Origin of the sequence: Rhodococcus sp. NPDC056960 (genome assembly GCF_042674125.1) — a bacterium.
Taxonomy (GTDB): Bacteria; Actinomycetota; Actinomycetes; order Mycobacteriales; family Mycobacteriaceae; genus Rhodococcus_F.
Map to the genome: position 1 here is coordinate 13978 of NZ_JBHURF010000014.1, position 16721 is coordinate 30698.

Annotated in this window: 21 protein-coding genes and 1 pseudogene; 5 read left to right on the forward strand and 17 right to left on the reverse strand. The window is 66.7% G+C overall.

The annotated features are described in order from the left end of the window. Positions 1 to 249 precede the first annotated feature (249 nt). The 3 genes from ACFTWF_RS22495 to ACFTWF_RS22505 all read right to left on the reverse strand — a co-directional run bounded on the left by ACFTWF_RS22495 (position 250) and on the right by ACFTWF_RS22505 (position 1321). Positions 250 to 444, reverse strand: a complete 195-nt coding sequence (locus ACFTWF_RS22495) for a hypothetical protein (RefSeq protein WP_378463396.1) — start codon at positions 442 to 444, stop codon at positions 250 to 252. 487 nt (positions 445 to 931) lie between these two features. Further along, positions 932 to 1084 carry a hypothetical protein gene (locus ACFTWF_RS22500; RefSeq protein WP_378463397.1) on the reverse strand — a complete coding sequence of 51 codons (153 nt, stop codon included), beginning with the start codon at positions 1082 to 1084 and terminating at the stop codon, positions 932 to 934. A gap of 102 nt (positions 1085 to 1186) precedes the next feature. Then, positions 1187 to 1321, reverse strand: a complete 135-nt coding sequence (locus tag ACFTWF_RS22505; protein WP_378463398.1) for a hypothetical protein — start codon at positions 1319 to 1321, stop codon at positions 1187 to 1189. A 382-nt stretch (positions 1322 to 1703) separates the two neighbouring features. Between ACFTWF_RS22505 and ACFTWF_RS22510 the strand changes: the two genes are divergently transcribed. The 4 genes from ACFTWF_RS22510 to ACFTWF_RS22525 all read left to right on the forward strand — a co-directional run bounded on the left by ACFTWF_RS22510 (position 1704) and on the right by ACFTWF_RS22525 (position 3902). Continuing rightward, the gene (locus ACFTWF_RS22510) at positions 1704 to 1922 is read left to right on the forward strand and encodes a hypothetical protein (RefSeq protein WP_378463399.1); all 219 of its coding nucleotides are present in this window, start codon (positions 1704 to 1706) and stop codon (positions 1920 to 1922) included. 189 nt (positions 1923 to 2111) lie between these two features. Further along, on the forward strand, positions 2112 to 2753 hold the full coding sequence (locus tag ACFTWF_RS22515) for a superoxide dismutase family protein (RefSeq protein WP_378463400.1): 642 nt from the start codon (positions 2112 to 2114) through the stop codon (positions 2751 to 2753). Positions 2754 to 3022: 269 nt separating this feature from the next. Beyond that, a complete protein-coding gene (locus ACFTWF_RS22520; protein WP_378463401.1) occupies positions 3023 to 3352 on the forward strand; it encodes an ANTAR domain-containing protein in 330 nt (109 codons plus the stop codon). A gap of 241 nt (positions 3353 to 3593) precedes the next feature. Next, entirely contained in the window at positions 3594 to 3902 is a 309-nt protein-coding gene (locus ACFTWF_RS22525) for a hypothetical protein (RefSeq protein ID WP_378463402.1), read from the forward strand. A 570-nt stretch (positions 3903 to 4472) separates the two neighbouring features. On the opposite strand, the gene ACFTWF_RS22530 is transcribed toward ACFTWF_RS22525, so the two are convergent. From ACFTWF_RS22530 to ACFTWF_RS22590, 13 genes and pseudogenes are all read right to left on the reverse strand, one after another. After that, on the reverse strand, positions 4473 to 5150 hold the full coding sequence (locus tag ACFTWF_RS22530; protein WP_378463605.1) for a zinc-binding dehydrogenase: 678 nt from the start codon (positions 5148 to 5150) through the stop codon (positions 4473 to 4475). A gap of 42 nt (positions 5151 to 5192) precedes the next feature. Further along, positions 5193 to 5702, reverse strand: a pseudogene (locus tag ACFTWF_RS22535) (alcohol dehydrogenase catalytic domain-containing protein); the annotation flags it as partial. A 558-nt stretch (positions 5703 to 6260) separates the two neighbouring features. Then, a complete protein-coding gene (locus ACFTWF_RS22540) occupies positions 6261 to 7241 on the reverse strand; it encodes an AraC family transcriptional regulator (RefSeq protein WP_378463403.1) in 981 nt (326 codons plus the stop codon). Positions 7242 to 7330: 89 nt separating this feature from the next. Continuing rightward, a complete protein-coding gene (locus ACFTWF_RS22545; RefSeq protein WP_378463404.1) occupies positions 7331 to 8173 on the reverse strand; it encodes an alpha/beta fold hydrolase in 843 nt (280 codons plus the stop codon). A 48-nt stretch (positions 8174 to 8221) separates the two neighbouring features. Continuing rightward, a complete protein-coding gene (locus ACFTWF_RS22550) occupies positions 8222 to 8971 on the reverse strand; it encodes an SDR family NAD(P)-dependent oxidoreductase (RefSeq protein ID WP_378463405.1) in 750 nt (249 codons plus the stop codon). Between the two features lie 27 nt (positions 8972 to 8998). After that, positions 8999 to 10237, reverse strand: a complete 1239-nt coding sequence (gene ribA, locus ACFTWF_RS22555; protein ID WP_378463406.1) for a GTP cyclohydrolase II — start codon at positions 10235 to 10237, stop codon at positions 8999 to 9001. Between the two features lie 64 nt (positions 10238 to 10301). Continuing rightward, entirely contained in the window at positions 10302 to 11414 is a 1113-nt protein-coding gene (locus tag ACFTWF_RS22560) for an LLM class flavin-dependent oxidoreductase (protein WP_378463407.1), read from the reverse strand. Between the two features lie 58 nt (positions 11415 to 11472). Then, positions 11473 to 12288: an alpha/beta fold hydrolase gene (locus ACFTWF_RS22565; protein ID WP_378463408.1), complete on the reverse strand. Its 816-nt coding sequence runs from the start codon at positions 12286 to 12288 to the stop codon at positions 11473 to 11475. Positions 12289 to 12306: 18 nt separating this feature from the next. Then, the gene (locus ACFTWF_RS22570) at positions 12307 to 13221 is read right to left on the reverse strand and encodes a catechol 2,3-dioxygenase (RefSeq protein ID WP_378463409.1); all 915 of its coding nucleotides are present in this window, start codon (positions 13219 to 13221) and stop codon (positions 12307 to 12309) included. Further along, on the reverse strand, positions 13212 to 13625 hold the full coding sequence (locus tag ACFTWF_RS22575; protein ID WP_378463410.1) for a 2Fe-2S iron-sulfur cluster-binding protein: 414 nt from the start codon (positions 13623 to 13625) through the stop codon (positions 13212 to 13214). The genes ACFTWF_RS22570 and ACFTWF_RS22575 overlap by 10 nt, the downstream gene beginning before the upstream one ends. After that, positions 13625 to 14161 (reverse strand): flavin reductase family protein, encoded by a 537-nt coding sequence (locus ACFTWF_RS22580; protein WP_378463411.1) that lies wholly within the window; start codon positions 14159 to 14161, stop codon positions 13625 to 13627. The genes ACFTWF_RS22575 and ACFTWF_RS22580 overlap by 1 nt, the downstream gene beginning before the upstream one ends. A 244-nt stretch (positions 14162 to 14405) precedes the next feature. Next, positions 14406 to 15023 (reverse strand): hypothetical protein, encoded by a 618-nt coding sequence (locus ACFTWF_RS22585; protein ID WP_378463412.1) that lies wholly within the window; start codon positions 15021 to 15023, stop codon positions 14406 to 14408. Between the two features lie 102 nt (positions 15024 to 15125). Continuing rightward, a complete protein-coding gene (locus ACFTWF_RS22590; protein WP_378463413.1) occupies positions 15126 to 15293 on the reverse strand; it encodes a hypothetical protein in 168 nt (55 codons plus the stop codon). A gap of 199 nt (positions 15294 to 15492) precedes the next feature. Here ACFTWF_RS22590 and ACFTWF_RS22595 point away from each other — a divergent pair, with 199 nt between their 5' ends. Beyond that, on the forward strand, positions 15493 to 16014 hold the full coding sequence (locus ACFTWF_RS22595; RefSeq protein WP_378463414.1) for a hypothetical protein: 522 nt from the start codon (positions 15493 to 15495) through the stop codon (positions 16012 to 16014). A gap of 240 nt (positions 16015 to 16254) precedes the next feature. On the opposite strand, the gene ACFTWF_RS22600 is transcribed toward ACFTWF_RS22595, so the two are convergent. Then, positions 16255 to 16701, reverse strand: coding sequence for a hypothetical protein (locus ACFTWF_RS22600; protein ID WP_378463415.1), 447 nt, complete (start codon positions 16699 to 16701; stop codon positions 16255 to 16257). Positions 16702 to 16721 lie beyond the last annotated feature (20 nt).

Here is a 16721-nt window from a genome sequence, read left to right on the forward strand (position 1 = left end):
TGCACAACAGTGGAGAGCTGAACGATGAGCAACCCGGAAACCGATGAGCAACCCGGAAACCATGGGCAAGACGGCCGAATGTCCATCGGCTGGCCGCGACCGTAGTCGAGGATGACACCCGCGACCGTCCGAGCCGCACATGAGAGCTCACAGGAACGCCTATACGGATATACGCCCATGCGGATATACGGAAATCCGGATAAGGAGAGTCCCCGCCCCGAGATCGGGGACTCTCCGTCTGGGCGCGGGTCAGCTGCCGAACCGGAACCAGAACCTGACCACCCGGCCGACGGCGGTGATCACCTTCGCGAAGTCACGGAGACCGGCGGTGCTGCCGGTGAGGATGACGATGAGGATGGCGGTGACCAGGCATGCGGTCACGAAGAAGACGAAGCAGGCGGCGATCACCAGGGCGATCGAGACCAGGGTGTCGGGTTGGGCCATGTGGACCCCTTTCTGTTGGCGGACACACGACGACAGCGACCGTTGTGGTGCTGCCCGATGAGCGATCTCCAACAGAGGGGCGAGCCCTCTCCCCACCGCAGGTGGGATACCTAAATCATCACGTGGACCTGGCGCCTCCGTCAAGGGAGAGACATCGACAAATAGGAGCGTGGCGGTCAGCTCGGTCGCCGAAGGCGACGAACGCGTGGGTCCGCCGACGGCCGCACACCCGAAATGTGTTGTGACCGGCCGACGGACCGACCCCCGTCGATCCCGACACATCCTGGTCTCGTCCGGGCGGTGCCGCGCCTCGGTACGCGGCAGCCACGACGGTACTCGCGGGGCTACCGTGCCGCAGGAACACGACCCAATTTTTCGGCGGGTTCACCGGTGGTCGACGATCACGGCTCACCTCACGCGCACGGGCGGGCGCGACCTGCGATCGCGCCCCGGCCGAGGGCTGCTGTCGGTGGGTTCGTCAGGGAGGTCATCCCGCGTTCTGGTCCTCCTCGTCGTCGGCGCCCTCGGCCTGGTTGGGCTGATGGGTAGTCGAGGTGAGGTTCTCCGGGTCGGCGTCGGGGTCGGTCGCCGGATCGTAGGGCTTCTCCGATTCGCTGGGCTCGGTGTGTCGATCGTTCATGAGGATCGGGTAACCCGGGAACGGGGGTCGAAACCCGAGTACATCGAATCCGCGGTGCGCGAGCCGGCCGGTGGGCTCACACATTCGGAAGAGGCAGTGTCATCAGGTGCTCGCCGGGCGGAGAGGCCGGCGCCGATCGTGCTGCAGCGTGATCGACGCGGTGGCCACTTCGGCGCACCGCAGCGTCTCCCGGAACTGACGGGCGACGTCGCGGTCGACGTTGTTCGTGCCCGTCATGACGGTGCCGCTCGGGCATAGGTTTCGAGTGTCGGCCACAACCGTTCGCCTACTCGGTGGTGTGGAGTTCGGTCGCGGGCGGGCCGCCGAACTCGCGGCACAGGAATGTTCGGGTGTCCAGCCAATCGAAGCACCGATCGCCCACGGTCGGGACTGAACGGCCGGGACTGAACGGTCGGGACTGAACGGCCGGGACTGAACGGTCGGGACTGAACTCGATCCATCCAGGTGCAGATCGGTGGGTTCGTGGTCGGCGGGGTGCGGTCGAGATGGCTATCCTGGCGCGCACCGGCCGTTTCCACGCGCGTAATTTTCGTACCGGCCGGAGAAATCACGTCATTCGCGCGGCCACCAGCCACCACAGAAAAGCGAGGACATGATCATGAGCGCACCGGAGGACGAGGGACGGCCGGGATCCGGTGGCGAGGATGTCGCCGACGGTCCGGTCGAGCGGGTCGGGTACCGGAAGGATTTGTCGGATCTGGTCGACGATCTCGAGGAGCGGGTCGCCGAGGAACACCGATCAGAGGCAGCGCCCGCCGCCGCGGCCGAGCGCGCGGACACCATCCCGGACGACGCCGGCGACGAAGCACCCGATTGACCCGGGCCGCGTGTGCCGGTGCGGGTCCGCGGGCACCCGATCCGCGACAGGCGCGACCGACATCAGCCCGTAGGCAGGCTGACCAGGGTGTGAGACACCGCTTCGGCGCGGCCGGCGATGGTCGCGCCCCCATTGCGGAGGGGCCCGCCGCTGATTCGGCGTCACCGACGCGGGGTAAGTGCCGAAGGTATGAACACTCGACGCGCGATCGTGATGTCCGGCATATCCGTGATTGCTCTCGTCGCCACCGGATGCGGCAGCGACGATTCCTCGACCGGCGAGCAGGCCACCGTCGAGACCCCACCGACGTCGACCGAGGCAACGACCAGCATGTTGGTCCCCGGAACGGAGGGCGGGGCGTTTCAGCTACCCGGTGAGGTCGGCGAGCACGACGCGTTCACCTACGACCAGGCCGCCGTCCCGGTGGGCTCGTCGGTGGACGTCGAATCCGAGAAGGGCGACGGCCGCACCACCGTCACGTTCCACGCGACCGGCTTGGCACCGAACCGCGACTTCGGTGTGCACGTACACACACGGCGGTGCGGACCGCAGCCGTCGGATTCGGGACCGCACTACCAGAACGACGTCGACCCCGCGGCCACCCCGGACAAGCCGTCGTCGGATCCCGCGTACGCGAACCCTCAGAACGAGATCTGGCTCGACGTCACCACCGACCCGGCCGGCAACGCTCAGTCGTCGACGACCGTGGACTGGGAGTTCCGCGCCGACGAGGCCAAGTCGGTGGTACTGCACGCGCAACGGACGATGACCGGCCCCGGCCAGGCCGGGATGGCGGGCGACCGTCTGGCGTGCATCGACGAAGACTTCTAAAGACAACGACGGAATCCGGCCGTGGATCCCACCGCACCCCAGTGCACCTCCGGGTGCGCCAAATCCCCGGCCCTGTCGGTGCCGGGGTGCCACGTGGCCCGACGAGTGACCGAGCCTTACCTGGACGTTTGTGTAGATGTCGGTGCGGCACCGGTGTGCTAGAACTGGTCGGGCATCGACAGTGACGTGACTCACATTCACGTCGGCTCGGGATTGTCTGCCGGCACACCGGCGAGTCCCAGCCGATGCACGAGAGCAAAGGACAACGCATGATCGAGGACTCCGCCGAATCACCGCTGACCCCCGTTCCCGCCCCGACTCGCCTGATTCCCCGACGGCGCCCTGATGGTCGCGAACTTCTCGCCACCGCGAAGGGAATCCTGATCGCTGCCCGCCGCTGCAATGACGCCCAGGCATTCGACGAACTTCTCGACGTCTCCCGCCGTCATCACCTGACCGTGGTCGGTGCCGCCCGAAAGCTGGTCGACCTCGCCGCCGGATCGCCGTCCCAGCGGCGCGCACCCGACGCCGTCCGGTTCGAGGAGTGGGAGCAGCTCCTCGCCCAACTTCCTGCGCATCCGCACGCGCACGCGAGCTGACACGACGACGCACTCCTGGTGCGGTGACCGAGGTCGATTCGAACGACACCCATCGGATGCGCATCGAACCGGCCGCTCCCGTGGCGTGGAGGTCCGAGAAACTCCCAGCCGCCTGGTGAGAGGCGTTTCCCCGCGACCGGACGGGGGCATTCGACTCTCGGCGGCGCACGGCAGATGGGTCCGGGGACCGGTCGCATCCGCCGCCGGCGTCGTTATCGTTGACGGCAGTCGGAGGTTTTCGATGAGTTTGCAGGTGCGCGACACCACCGATCACGACGAGATCCGGCAGTGGATCCAACTGCACCACGGTGCACCCGCCCGAGTGCCGGACACGGCATCGGTGCGGACGGCGGATACTTTGCTGGTCGACTTCGTCGGGGCCCGATCGGGTGACTATCTCGACCACATCCCGTGGGCGGACTGGTTCGCCTGGTTCGACGATCACGGCCTGTGTTTTCGCTACCCACAGGATCCGGACAGCCTCGCATTCCAACTGATTCCACGCACAGCGAGTCAACCCGGCACACATGTGGTCAACCGAAATCCGTGACATCCAGACCCGAAATCGCCGGCGACTGCAGCCCTCTCACTACGTGACAGCACTGTCCCGGTCTCGCGGCGCGTCAGTAGCTCACTCGTCAGCTCACTCGTCAGCTCACTCGTCGGTGACCTGGACGTCGTTGACGAGGGTCAGGAACTGGAACCACGTCATTCCGAACGCTTTCCCGAGAGCGTTCATATGCTCGGTTTCGTGAATGTGCACTGTACGTCGCGCTCCTTTGTCGTGGAAGAAAAGCGGATCGCAGGTTGCGGCCTTCTCGTACCGGCGTGCTGAACCAATGATCGGCGGAGAGGAATCCCCAGCGAACGGGTCGGCCTGGCCGGGAAGACGTCGAGTGCGATGTCGGTCCAATGTCTTCCTGTCCCGCCAACAGAACTCCGCCGAGCACGGCCGATGGTGCGGCCGACTGCCGCACCATCGGCCTTCTCAACGTCGATCAGGCCGGGATGCGCGATCGCGGCGCCTCAGAGGAGGGCGCGCCCAGGCGAGGTCACCGCGGCTGCTTCTGAGTCGACAACTGGTCAGCCGTCGTGGCAGCCCAGATTGGTAATCAACCCCCTATCCTGCCGAAGGGTTTTCGCCGGGTCGGATCACGGCCTTGACGGCGTCGCCGCGTTCAACCGTATCGAGCGCTTCGTTGGCTTCGGTCACGTCGAAACTGTGTGTGATGATCTCCGTCAGCGGGATCCTGCTCTCGAGCAGAGAAGCCAAATGCATTGCTCTGAAGTAATGTTCGGGCTGGGCATAGCATGAGCCGACGATCCGGAGGTTCTTGTGGACGACGACCGTCGGATCGATCGATGCGGCGCCGTGACCCGACCACAGTCCGATGAGCAAGTAGCAACCGTTGTGTCCGGCGAGGTCGACGCCCTCGGCGAACGCTGAAAGAACACCCGCAGCTTCGACGACAAGCCGTGGGCCGCGTGGTCCACACAATTCGTTTACACGCGCCCGGCGATGCTCTGCATCGGCGGTCAACGAGATGGTTGCGGTGGCTCCGAGCTTGCGGGCGGTCTCGAGGCGGTTTTCATGCTGGTCGATCACCACGATCGTGCGGGCGCCCCTCTGCTGCGCGACGAGCACGGCGGACAGACCGATAGGACCTGCCCCTTGAATGACGACGCTGTCGATGACACCGGGGAGCCCGACGCGGTCGAATCCCTGGAGAACCGCAGGCAGAGCGCAGCCGAGCGCAATGACCGCTTCCGGTGAGGTGCCGTCAGGAATGCGATACACGGCCATTCCGGCGGGCAGGGTGACCAGGTCCGAATAGCTGCCCCAACCGGGTTGGTCTGCGTGGTGGAACCAGGTGGCGTTCGGGCACGAGGAGAAGTCCTTCTCGACCGTGCAGTAGTAGCAGTGATGACACGGTGGTATCGGGCACCAGTAGATCGGGTCACCGGGGGCCAACACTTCTCCTGCCGCATCGTGGGTCACTCCGTGTCCCAGTTGCTCGACCACGCCGGTTCCCTCGTGGCCGAGTACCACTGGGTGCGGGAGCTCGAAATCGCCACGGCGCAGATGAATATCAGTACCGCAGACTCCGCCGAGCAGGGTGCGTGCCAGGATCTGTCCCGGTCCGGGTGACGGTACCTCGATGCTTCGGTCATCAATGGGGCGGCCGCTCGTCGTGAGGACGGCGATCCGGCTCGTGCGTGTAGTCATCAGAGCCTCACCAGCCCGCCGTCGGCCATGATCGTTCGCCTGTGACGAAGTAGTTCTCGGTGCTGATGTCCGGCCTGTCCCGCTAGTGCTGTTCCCGGTGGCGGGTGAGGTGCTTGCGCTCATCGTGTCCTCCTGACCTGCTGTTCGACCGAAGTGGTCGGTGATGTGAGCAGAAGGGTATGGAGAACGAACGAGCTGTCTGATCCGGAAAACGCGAGCACGATCCACAAAGCGCAAGTGGTATGCCGTAGATCACTCGGCCTCATGGTTGGGTCTTGCGGCACACTCCACACGCACCGTGGCTTCCCGATGAATCCGGCTGCACAACGAGGCACTGCGGTGCTCGAGCCCGAGACGGTCGAGCCCACACCGATCAGCGGAGCCGAGATGGGAATGCTCGTGTCATCAGGTCGTTCCTCATAGGTCCGCCGACGGCGAAGTGCGCCGAGGTCATCGGGTGCGATGAGGGGCGTGAATTCGGATGGTGGCTCGCGCTGGGGTGGACGCCCTGGTCGTGGACGACGGACTCGCGTCCCGCTACGTGGCGGCGTCGGGACCGGCCCGGCCGACGGCGGTTTTCACACGCGAATCGCTAGTGCTGTTACTCGTTTCCTGGCGTGGTGGTGCGAACGGTGAGACCCGTTGATCGGTCCATATGAGCGGATGCCGCCGGTGGTCGGTTCACGCTTGGCGGAGTGTTTCGGACGGGGGAACGCCGTAGCGTTCGCGGTAGGCGGCGGCGAATCGGGGCAGGTGGTTGAATCCCCACTTGTAGGCGATGTCGCGGACGGAGAGTCCGCCGGCCGGGTCGGTGGTGGCGAGGTCTTCGTGGGCGCGGGTGAGTCGCACCTGGCGTAGGTAGGCCATCGGGGTGATGCCCAGCTGCTCGTGGAAGCTGTCTTGCAGGGTGCGGAGGCTGACTCCGGCGGCGTCGGCGAGTTCGGCGGCGGTGTGGGGTCGTTCGGGGGACGCGTCGATGAGGTCGGTGACGCGTTTGATCGTCCGGGGTCGGGTGAGCGCGTGTTTGGTGACCAGTTGTTCGGAGTAGTTGTGCGGTTGTGCGTGCAGCAGCTGGGAGACGATCAGGTTTTCGAAGTTGGCGGTGATCAACGGCTGCTCGAGGAGGGTCGGGTCGGCCCGTAGCGCGTCCAGGAGGGAGCGGACGGTGTGAACCCAGCTCTGTGCCGGTCCGGCGGTCAGGTCCATGGCGAGGTCGAATCGCAGTGGCGCGTCCATCGGGTGCCCGAGCGCCAGGGACAGGCGGTTCTCGACGGCGGTGCGGTTGATCTTCACGGCCAGTTGTTCGCAGTCGCGGCTCCACAGCATCGCCGAGCTCTCCGTCGGCAGCAGCACCGCGGCGACGTTCTCACCGGTGATGATTTCGTCGTCACCGCGGGTGGATCGGGTGTGGCCGGAGATGGGGATGTTCACGTGGAAGTAGCTGCCCAGCCGGCCGGGCTGGACGACGACCTCGGCGCCGTGCCGCAGATAGCCGAGAGTGATGGCGGGTAGCACCGTGGTGCTCAGGCGCACGTTGAGGTCGCAGCTCTTGTCGATGACGTCGAGCACGTGCGGACTGAAGACCGCGGAGATGTGCTGTTGCGCTTCGTCGCGGTCGCTGGTGCGGAACTCGTCCGCCGCTCTCGGATTTTCGTCGGCCATCTGTCACCTTCGGGGGACACCTTCGTACAACAGTGTAGGTACTGGTCCCGGCCGTGGACGGGTGTTGCCGGCCGGGGTCGGCAGGTAGATCAGCTCGATGTGTCCTCGGCGAGGAAGTCGGCGACCAGGGCGTTGAATCGGGCGGCATGTTCGATCTGCACCCAGTGCCCGCACCGCCCGAATACGTGCAGTTGGGAGCGCTCGATCAGCTCGAGCAGCCGCAGCGAGTTCGACAAGGGTATGACCTGGTCGTCGCGGCCGTGGACGATCAACGTGTCGTGGGGCAGGGCTGCGATCCGATCCTCGTCGACGGCCATGGCGTCGACGCCCTGCTGCCGCGGTGCGGGGAACATGGCGCTGAACGCTTCCTGGACGCCGGGGCGGGTCGCTGCAGCCAGTCGTAGTTCGGCGAGTTCGTCGGTGACCAGGGACCGGTCGTAGGCGAAGACGTCGAGCAGGTGTCGCATCGCCGGCAGGGATGGCTGGAAACCCCACACGGCGTCGAGTCCGTCGGTGATCTGAAACGGCACGCCGACGCTGCCCATCAACACGAGCCGGTCGACGCGTTCGGGGTGGCGGGTGGCGATGTTCAGTGCAAGGGATCCGCCGAAGCTGTTGCCGACGATCGAGACCTTCTCGAGGCCGAGGGCGTCGAGGAACCCGGTCAGGTGCTCGGTCCAGGTGGTCGAGTTGTATGCGACGCCGTCGGGGCGTGCGGTATATCCGAAGCCGAGGATGTCGGGTGCGATGACGCGGAAGTGTCGTGCCAGTGCGGGAATGGTGGCTCGCCAGTTCGCCCACGCGGTCACTCCCGGACCGGACCCGTGGATCAGCACGACCGGGCGTCCCTCGCCCTCGTCGTGGTAGTTCGTGGCGATCCCGCCGACGTCGACGGTCCGCGAGATTTCCGGGGATTGTTGGGTGATGGTCATGGGGTCTCTCCAGTGCGGGTGGGAATCGGTGGGGCGGATGGGCCGGGATCAGAGGCGGATGAGGCCGCCGTCCGACATGATCGTCTGGCCGGTGACGAAGTAGGAGTCGGCACTGGTCAGGAAGAGCACGGTGCCGACCACGTCGGTGGCCTCACCGGGCTTCTTGATCGCCTGCGAGTTCGAGAGGTTGCGCACCAGTTCTTCGGGGACGGCGGCACGGACACCGGGGGTCAGCGACAGGGTGGGCCCGACGGCGTTGACGGTGATTCCGTCGGCGGCGACGTCGTTGGCCAAGGCGCGGGTGAAGCCGATGACACCCATCTTGCTGGCCATGTAGTGCGTGAGGTGAGGGACGGCGAGGCCGATGGAGTTCGACGTCATGTTGACGATGCGTCCGGACCCGGATGTGCGCAGTTGCGGCAGAAAAGCCCTGGCGAGCAGGAACTGGGAGTCGAGGTTGACGGCGAGGACGTTCCGCCAGGTGGCGTAGTCGAGGTCGTCGATGGGCACGAACGGGTAGATGCCGGCGTTGTTGACGAGGATGTCCGCGCCGCCGTGTTCGCCGGCGACGGTGTCGGCGAGTTCGGCGACCTGGGCTTCGTCGGCGACATCGGCGATGTACGACTCGGCCGTGCCGCCGTCACCTCGGATGGCCTCGACGGTGTCTGTCGGATCGTCCTTGTCCACGACCATCACGCGGGCCCCGCGCTGGGCCAGGCCGGCGGCGATGGCCTGGCCGATCCCGCGACCGGCGCCAGTGACGACGGCGACCTTGCCGTCGTGCGTATTCCACGTCATGTGCTTCTCCTTCGAAAGAAAGCTGGGTCAGGTTCGTTCTAGCGCAGCGGATTCGGGCCGATCGCCGGTCAGCAGATGCCCCATCCGGTCCCGCTTGGTGGTCAGGTACCGCCTGTTGTGTTCGGTGGCGAGGATTTCGTGGCTCCGTCGGGTGGAGACCCTCACGCCGTGCCGTTCGAGGTGCGCGATCTTGTCGGGGTTGTTGGTGAGCAGCTCGATCGAGTCGATCCCGAGGTCGCGGAGAATGTCGGCGGCGACCCGGTAGTCGCGACCGTCGACGGGTAGCCCGAGCCGCAGGTTCGCGTCGACGGTGTCGAGGCAGTCCTCCTGTTGCAGCCGGTAGGCCTGCAACTTCCGGCCGAGCCCGATGCCGCGACCCTCGTGGCCGCGCAGGTAGATCACCACCCCGGATCCGGCGTCGGCGATCGACTCGAGGGCCAGGTCGAATTGCGGGCCGCAGTCACACACCAGTGATCCGACGACGTCCCCGGTCAAACATTCGCTGTGTACCCGCACCTGCGGTCGGGCGGCCGCGGCCGGGTCGCCCATGACCAGTGCCAGATGTTCCGGTCCGTCGCCCTGCCGATAGGCGATGGCCTCGAACGTCCCGTACCGGGTGGGGATCCGGGCCTGCCCCGTGCGGGCGAGAGTCGTCACCTGGCGGCGGTACCGTGCCAGATCTTCGATGGTGCACAACGGGATCCGGTGCGCCGCGGCGAAGGCCTCGATCCGGGGGCGGCGCATCATCTCCAGTCGGTCGCCGGTGACCAGTTCGCACAACAGCGCTGCGGGTTCGAGGCCGGCGAGCCGGCACAAGTCCACACCGGCCTCGGTGTGCCCGGGCCGCTCGAGGACGCCGCCCGGGCGGGCGCGCAGCGGCAGGACGTGACCGGGCCGGGCCAGGTCACCGGGTTCGGTGTCGGTGCGGGCGAGGGCTCGGATGGTCGCTGCCCGGTCACCGGCGCTGATGCCGGTGGAGGTGCCGCGGCGACAGTCCACGCTGATCAGGAACGCGGTGTGGTGGCTTTCGGTGTTGTTCTCGACCATCAGCGGCAGCTCGAGACGGTCGGCGGCCTCGTCGGTGATTGCGGTGCAGAGGAATCCGGAGGTGTATTCGAGGAAGAAGGCGACCTTCTCGGGGGTGGCGAACTGTGCGGCCATGATGAGGTCGCCTTCGTTCTCACGGTTCTCGTCGTCGACGACGGCGACGATTCCGCCCGCCGCGATGGTGCGCAGCACGTCGTCGATGGGGGACTTGTTCATCATGGCCTCTTCGGGACGGGGAAGGTGGGGTTGGTGGAGCCGGGGGTCGCCCGGCTCCACCGGCGGATCACGCGCCGACAGTGGCGGTGTCGAGGTCGAGCTCACGCAGGGCCGGGATGACGGTCTCGGCGTAGAGCTCGTAGGAGCGGAAGGTCTGTTCCTTCGTCAAGGTGCCGAAGCTGTGCCAGATGAAGAAGTTGCCGCAGTTGAGCGCCTTGGCCTGCTCGACGACCTGATCCCGCACGGATTCGGGCGAGCCGACGAGGATCACGCCGGAATCACGAAGACCATCCCAGCTCAGATCGCCCTGGCCGACGAACGGCCGGAAGAACGAACTGTAGAACTCGTAGCCCTCCGGGACGTTGTCGAGGTCCTCGAAGAGCGCGGCATCCTTGAAGAGCCCGAACAGGTGGTTCAGCGCCGGCTCACCGATGCGCCGGGCTTCTTCGTCGGTCTCGGCGACGAACGTGGGGCGCAGCACGCCGACCTGGTCCGGTCCGAACGGCTGTCCGGCCTCCTTGGCGGCGGCACGGAAGGTATCGAATGACGCCGCCGTTTCGGCCACCGGCATGTACGCGGAGGTGGCTTTGTAGCCGCGCTGTCCGGCCATCTGCAGGGTCGACGGGCTGAGTGAGAGCATCCACACCGGCGGGGTTGGCTGCTGCAGCGGCCGCGGGTAGATGGCGGTGTCGTCGTAGTGGAAGAACCGGCCGTGATGGGTGAAGGTGGGGTTCCGCCAGGCCTTCTCGATCAGGTCCAGGGATTCGAGGAAGTACTCGCGGGTGTCGGCCATGTTGATCTTTTCCTTGGCGAACTCCTGCTCGTCGACCCCTCGACCGAGGCCGACCTCGAGGCGGCCCTGGGTGAGGTAGTCGAGCATCGCGGCCTCTTCGGCGACCCGGCGCGGGTTGTGGAACGGCAGGATCGAACCCATCACCCCCATCCGCAGGGTGGTGGTGCGCTGTGCCAACGCGGCGACCAACAGGTTCGGGGACGGGGTGATGTTGTAGGCGGTGAAGTGGTGCTCACTGAACAGCACGCCTTCGTAGCCCTGTTCTTCGGCCTTGACCCACGACTCGAGGTGCCAGTCGTACAGCTCCTGCGCGGCCTCGGGATCGAACTTCTCGGGGCGAGTGTCGTAGGGGTAGTTGAAGATGTCGAATGCCCAGGACTTGACCATGATGTTTCCTCCAGAAGGGTTTCGCTCGGTGAATGAGCGCGAGTGGGATCGGGTGATTTCAGTTGTCGGCGCGCAGGAACGCCACGGTGGCGTCGTTGACCTCGTCGGCGCGTTCGAGGAACAGGGCGTGACTGGCGCCCGGCCCCTCCAGCACATGGATGTCGGCGCCGGGGATGGCGCGGGCGACCTGCGCGGAGTACTCGACCGGGATGGTGCGGTCCTCGTCGCCGGCGATCACCAGGGTCGGGGCCGTGATCTTCGTCAGCAGGTCCCGGTTGTCGTGGACGGCGTTGATGCGGGCCGCCTGGATCTGGGCGTGCCGGGTGGCTGCGGTCTCGGAGGCGAACGAGGACTTCGCGATGGCCTCGACCGCCGCCGGGTCGGCGTTGTGGAACTCGCGTGAGAGCAGGAACCACAGGGTCGCCTCGCCGTAGACCTGGGGCTCGGCGGTGCGGTACAGGTGCTCCCAGAACGTGAACATGCCCTGCAGGTAGGCGTCGGTGTGGCCCCAGGTGCTGTAGAGCACGACCCGGTCGACCCGGTCGGGGTGGTGCGCGGCGATCCGCTGGGCGATGGTCGACCCCTGCGACATGCCGACGAGGTGCGCGGTGCCGATGTCGAGGGCGTCGAGGACGCCGAGGACGTCGGCTTCGAGGTCTTCGGCGGTATAGGGCTGATCGTCTCGGGTGGACTTTCCGGTACCGCGCCAGTCGAGTGCGATGACCCGGAAGTGTTGTGCCAGTGCGTCGATCTGACCGCCCGGGACGAAGATGGTGTGGTCGACGGCGGAGCCGGGAAGCAGGACCACCGGGGTGCCCGTGCCCTGTTCGGTGTAGCCGATGGTGACGCCGTCGGCCGAGGTGACAGTTGTCATGAGATTTTTCCTGAGCGTTTAGGTGACGACGGTGAGGAAGTCCTGGTCGAGTTCGCGGTGCGTGAAGTTGATCCCGCGGGCGGCCTGGTCCATGGTCCAGGTGATGGTGCGGAAGTCCTTGCCGGTGCGGTAGCCGCCGGCGAACACCTCGTTGCGGTTGCCGGCCGGGTCGAAGAAGTAGATGGTTTCCCCGCGGGTGATGCCGTGCCGGGCGGGCCCGAAGTCGATCGGCACGTCCCGCATCGAGAAGACGTCACCGGCGTGCAGCAGCGACGACCAGTCCGCGACGTGGTAGGCGAAGTGGTGCAGTTTGCCGTTCTCGCCCTTGACGAACGCGATGTCGTGGGGCTGCTCTCCGCAGAACATCCACGACCCGATCAGGTCGGTGTTGTCGTCACCGCCGACGAGCCGTTCGGCCGCCTGGAAGTCGAGAACCTCGGAGAAGAACCGTTCCAGCAGAACCGGGTCCTCGGTGGTGATCAGGGTGTGGTCCAGGCGCGGAACACCGATGCCGCGCAGCCCCTGCCGCGGCCACGGATCCGGATTCCACAGGCCGGTGGACGTGCCGAGGTATTCGATGTCGCTGTACAGCTCGAGGGTGTGCTCCGACGGCAGGGTGACGCGAAGACCGTCTCCGACGGAGACGTTGTCGCCCTTGCTCATCCGCTCGCAGGTGGCACCGAATGCGCGCACACGGTTCTCGATGTCGTCGAGGGCCTGCGCGTCGGTCACCTTGTAGCCGAGCTTGACCAGTCCGACCCCGCCTTCGTGCAGAACGACGGAATGATGATCGGCTTCGTCCCAGGATTTGAGGTACACGGCGCCGTCGTCCTGGTGGACGGCGTCCATGCCGAGCGTGTCGATGTAGTGGTCCCTGGCTTCGTCCAGGTCGGTGACATTGACGTGGACGTAGCCCAAGCGCATCACGGACATGTCGGTCCCTTTCTCGTGGAGTGCGTTGCTGGTGTTCGACCCTCGGGGAGGGTGTGCGGCAGTGCGCCGCCGATGCCGTTGAGAACGTTGACGATTCGATCGCGTGGCCCGAGTTCGATGATCACGTCGGTGAGGGGAGTCGCCCGGCAGGGAAGGCAGCTGCGAGTGTCCGGTTGCGGCGTGGGTCCGTTCACGACCGTGTCGCTGACCGGGGTGTGATAGCCGACGCGTCCCTCGACGAGGGTCGCGCGGCAGGCACCGCAACCACCGCGGCGGCATTTGTACCGGGTGCGCAGCCCCTGCCGGCGTAGCGCGTCGACGATCGTCTCCCGTTCCCGGACAACGATGGCGACTCCGTCCGGGCGTATCGTCACCGTCCGGGCACCGCCGGTGGGTGCGGTCATCAGCCGAGCGGAACGAGCGTGTGGAAGCGCCGTGCGTGATACACCGCCGGTGTCTCCGCCGCGCCGAGGTGCACGTCCTCGACCCGGCCGACGAGAATCTCGTGGTCGCCGCCGTCGTGCCGGGCGTGCATCGAGCACGACAACCGGGCGACGGCGCCGCGCAGGGCCGGAAGCCCGTCGGGATGCTCGTCGAAGTCGTCGCCGGCGAACTTGTCGGCCCCCTTGGTCGCGAAGCGCGTGGCCACCGGGGTGTTCTCGTCTGCGGCGAAGTGGATCGCGAACCTGTCTGCCGCGGTGAAGGCCGGATAGGAGTCCGCCGACTTCGTCAGGCACACCAGAACCAGGGGTGGTTCCTGCGAGACGGCGGTGAACGCGCTCGCGGTGAAACCACGACGGGTGCCGGTGTCGTCCTCGGTGACCACGACCGTCACCCCGGACGGGAAGCGGCTCAACGCCTCGCGGAAGTCTTCAGTGCTGACGTCCGGGGTGATCCTGCCGGGGTGATTCCGTGCGACCGGTGCGTTGCTCGTACTCATCACGTCCTCCTGACCTGCTGTTCGACCGAATCGGTCGGTGATGTGAACAGAAGGTTATGAACGATGAGGGCCTGGGCTGATCCGAAAAACGCGAACCAGATCCAGAAAGCGCAAGGGGTATGCCGTAGATCACTCAGCCTCACAGTCGAGACTCACGAAATACCCCGGCACGTAGGGCGCTTCCCGATGAAGACCGAGACGATCGACACCACACCGATCCGCGGAGGCGAGTTGAAATGCTCGTTTACCAGAGCGTGAGCGGCAGTCCAGCTGCTTCGGCGCGGCCGATCCGTTCTTCGATGCTGACAGAATTTTCCCCGCCGACAAGACCCGCCCGGATGGCGACAGCGATCGCGCGGGTACGCCCGGCCGGGCCCCGGACATCGGCGAGCGGACTGGCCAGGTTGCGGCGCCGCAGATGGTATTCGGTGCGGTTGACGGCGTTGGTACCCAACCGCATATGGTGCGGGTTGACGCAGCCGGCGAAGTCGCATTGGTGACAGAGCACGGCGTCGTCGGTTTCCGACCACCCCAGCCGCGGGATGATCCCGTACTCGAGCTGATAGGCGAAAAGGTGCGCGGGCACGGTGCCGCGGCGGGACGGACCAGGCAGGCTCGCGGCACGGAAGGAGCCGTGCCCGGTGGATGAGACACTGCCGAGCCACACCGTGCACCGGTCGCCCGGGCGTCGGTAGGTTTTAGCCTCGAATCGCGCCACGACTGCGGAATCGTCGAGCCAGGACCGCCACAGCCGTTCCGGGATGCGGATCGGTTGCGGCTGGCCGATCAGGGCGAGCTGCTCGACCTCGCGGCCCGGTGTGGAGGCGGGCATCCCGGGCAGCATCGGTGCGGCGGTGACCATGGGTCTTCCTCCGCTCTCGGGTTCGTCTGTGCTGTTACCGAAGAGCGTAGGGGCGGTGACCGACACGAAGCAGAGAGGTCGTCATCTTCGCGGTGCCGCTCGTCAGTGGGGAGGATGCGCGGTACGCGCGGCGAGATAGTCGGTGTAGTCGCGGGCGGCGACAGCGCTCCAGCGAGTCGCGGCGCTGACGGAGATGCCGAGGAGGTCGGCGAGCACGGGTGCGGGCAGGTCGCCGGCCAGCGCTGCCAGCGCAGCGCCGCAGTCGGGCACACGGCCGCGGCGGTAACAGCGTGGGCAGAGAGGACCGTCGTCGGTGACGGCCTGGACGATCTGGTGCGTGCGTGCGTGCGTGCGTGCGTCCGCAGCCGCCGCAGGTGCGGCGTTTACGCGGACCGCAGTTCTGACAGAACGGGGCGCCGTCGATCCGGTAGGCGACCGGAGCGTTCCTGCCGCACCGGATGCATGGTTCGTGGCGCGTCGGGTCCGCTCTGTTGCATCGATCGCAGACGGTGCCGCCGGCGGCGGGATCGCGGACCGCGGCGTGTCCCTGCCGGCCGCATCGCACGCACACGATCAGGTGAGTGCGGGCGTAGCAGCGGTTCCAGATCCTCGTCGTCCCGTGCCGGTGCGGCAGTGCCCGCACGTCGGCGCAGCGGGCGCACCGCATGCGGTGAACGGATGGATATCGGCCGGCGAGGGTGTCGAGGAGCCGGAACAGTCCGGCCGGGCCCTCGGAGCTGCCGGAGGTGAGCGCGTCCGGATGCGCACGCAGATGGTGCAGCACCGTCCGCGCCTGCGGGGTGGTCAGGTGCAGCATCGCGCCCTGGTCGGTGAGCGCCTCGAGGTTGGCGTCGGGCAGCCGCGCAGTAAGGACTGCGGCGAGGTCGGCGACCGTCGCCTGCCGCTTCTCGGTGTCGGCGCGGGGAGTCATAGCCCGTGGGGCCGTCGGATGGTGGTGCGCCGCATGGGCGGCGACGGTGCAGCGGCGTGAGAGCAGGCGACCTTCGTGCCGGCCGGTTCCTCGGGTGCTCCGGGTTCACGCTGTCACGTCCCTCTCGCCGCGCCGGTGTCGCGGACGGTGACCCACAGATGGGGACCGCGAGTCTCTCTCATGTGGATGCCCGAGACTTCTCATCCCGCTCCGCTCGGTCTCAGGCAACGCACAATCGGTCGCGGCCCACCAGGTGTGGATAACCGTTGCGGTGGTCACCATCGTGGATGTGGTCGGGTGTCACGACGCGAGCTGCTCGGCTTCGTCAGAGTTCTTCTCTGCAACCGCCGTTTCCGGTCCCGACTTCGGGGACGGTTCAGCGCCGGGCTCGGCCGCAGATTTCGTCTTCGGCTTCGCCAGCCGGATCAGCTCCCGCACCTTCGCTTCGGACAGCTCGGTCATCTCGGCGATGGCTGACGTCGACTCGCCGCGGTGTTTGAGCCCGAGGATGGCCGCGGCCTGCCGCTGGACGGCGTTGGCCTTCTTCTCCTCGGCTTCGCCGCGAATCTTCCGGATCTTCTCCTCGACATCGGAGTCGGCCTTCTCGATGTCGGCGGTCGAGTTGAAGAACGCGACCAGATCGTCTTCGTTCTGCTTCAACCGGGCCTGCTCGGCGGCGAGCCGCTCCGCGTTCGCCTTTCGGACGCGCTCGCGCGCGCTGATCGTTGCTTTGTTGGAGGACGCCATGCGCGGGAGCCTACCTGTCC

Excerpts from the sequence above, each read along its gene's own strand:
- ACFTWF_RS22525 (WP_378463402.1), top strand. The coding sequence starts at position 3,594 with ATGAGTTTGCAGGTGCGCGACACCACCGATCACGACGAGATCCGGCAG.
- ACFTWF_RS22520 (WP_378463401.1), top strand. The coding sequence starts at position 3,023 with ATGATCGAGGACTCCGCCGAATCACCGCTGACCCCCGTTCCCGCCCCG.
- ACFTWF_RS22560 (WP_378463407.1), bottom strand. The coding sequence starts at position 11,414 with ATGGTCAAGTCCTGGGCATTCGACATCTTCAACTACCCCTACGACACT.
- ACFTWF_RS22495 (WP_378463396.1), bottom strand. The coding sequence starts at position 444 with ATGGCCCAACCCGACACCCTGGTCTCGATCGCCCTGGTGATCGCCGCC.
- ACFTWF_RS22540 (WP_378463403.1), bottom strand. The coding sequence starts at position 7,241 with ATGGCCGACGAAAATCCGAGAGCGGCGGACGAGTTCCGCACCAGCGAC.
- ACFTWF_RS22550 (WP_378463405.1), bottom strand. The coding sequence starts at position 8,971 with ATGACGTGGAATACGCACGACGGCAAGGTCGCCGTCGTCACTGGCGCC.
- ACFTWF_RS22600 (WP_378463415.1), bottom strand. The coding sequence starts at position 16,701 with ATGGCGTCCTCCAACAAAGCAACGATCAGCGCGCGCGAGCGCGTCCGA.
- ACFTWF_RS22505 (WP_378463398.1), bottom strand. The coding sequence starts at position 1,321 with ATGACGGGCACGAACAACGTCGACCGCGACGTCGCCCGTCAGTTCCGG.
- ACFTWF_RS22570 (WP_378463409.1), bottom strand. The coding sequence starts at position 13,221 with ATGTCCGTGATGCGCTTGGGCTACGTCCACGTCAATGTCACCGACCTG.
- ACFTWF_RS22580 (WP_378463411.1), bottom strand. The coding sequence starts at position 14,161 with ATGAGTACGAGCAACGCACCGGTCGCACGGAATCACCCCGGCAGGATC.
- ACFTWF_RS22585 (WP_378463412.1), bottom strand. The coding sequence starts at position 15,023 with ATGGTCACCGCCGCACCGATGCTGCCCGGGATGCCCGCCTCCACACCG.
- ACFTWF_RS22575 (WP_378463410.1), bottom strand. The coding sequence starts at position 13,625 with ATGACCGCACCCACCGGCGGTGCCCGGACGGTGACGATACGCCCGGAC.
- ACFTWF_RS22515 (WP_378463400.1), top strand. The coding sequence starts at position 2,112 with ATGAACACTCGACGCGCGATCGTGATGTCCGGCATATCCGTGATTGCT.
- ACFTWF_RS22500 (WP_378463397.1), bottom strand. The coding sequence starts at position 1,084 with ATGAACGATCGACACACCGAGCCCAGCGAATCGGAGAAGCCCTACGAT.
- ribA (WP_378463406.1), bottom strand. The coding sequence starts at position 10,237 with ATGATGAACAAGTCCCCCATCGACGACGTGCTGCGCACCATCGCGGCG.
- ACFTWF_RS22510 (WP_378463399.1), top strand. The coding sequence starts at position 1,704 with ATGAGCGCACCGGAGGACGAGGGACGGCCGGGATCCGGTGGCGAGGAT.
- ACFTWF_RS22565 (WP_378463408.1), bottom strand. The coding sequence starts at position 12,288 with ATGACAACTGTCACCTCGGCCGACGGCGTCACCATCGGCTACACCGAA.
- ACFTWF_RS22545 (WP_378463404.1), bottom strand. The coding sequence starts at position 8,173 with ATGACCATCACCCAACAATCCCCGGAAATCTCGCGGACCGTCGACGTC.